Origin of the sequence: Streptomyces alkaliphilus (assembly GCF_014141535.1) — a bacterium.
GTDB lineage: Bacteria > Actinomycetota > Actinomycetes > Streptomycetales > Streptomycetaceae > Streptomyces > Streptomyces alkaliphilus.
In genome coordinates this window covers 1-539 of sequence record NZ_VKHT01001671.1, presented here as the reverse complement: position 1 = coordinate 539, position 539 = coordinate 1, and the positions used below count along the sequence as shown (strand labels likewise).

Annotated in this window: 1 protein-coding gene; it reads left to right on the top strand. The window is 72.7% G+C overall.

The features are described from left to right. Positions 1 to 158: 158 nt before the first annotated feature. The coding region (locus FNQ90_RS26250) for a GNAT family N-acetyltransferase (RefSeq protein WP_182608568.1) at positions 159 to 539 on the top strand (381 nt) is incomplete at its 3' end.

Below are 539 nucleotides of genomic sequence, written 5' to 3'. Positions count from 1 at the left end.
GATGGGGCCGTTCGGCGGCCGGCGGAACGCACCCGGCGGGGGTGTGCTGGGATGACCGTGTGAACGGTTCGATCGATCCGCGCGGTGAACAGCGGGTACCCGGCGGTGCCGGGGGACCCGACGAACGGGATGGGCCGGACGGAACGAACGGGGTGGAGGTGGTCACCTGGTATCTCGAACAGACCTCGCCGACGGACCCGCGCCCGGCGACCGCCCCCGATCCCGCGCAGGGGGTGCGCGTCGCACGGGCGCGGGTCCCCTCCCCCGAGTTCAGCCGTTTCCTCTACACGGCGGTGGGCGGGGACGTGAGCTGGACGGACCGCCTGTCCTGGGACCGCGAGCGGTGGCGGGTCTTTCTGGAGCGCCCCGCCGTGGAGACCCTGGTGGCGTACGTTCACGACACCCCCGCGGGCTTCATCGAGTTGGAGGGGCAGTCGGCAGGCGCGGTGGAGATCTCGTATTTCGGATTGCTGCCGGACTTCCGGGGGCGGGGCATCGGCGGGCACCTGCTCTCGGAGGGGGTGGCCCGGGCCTGGGAC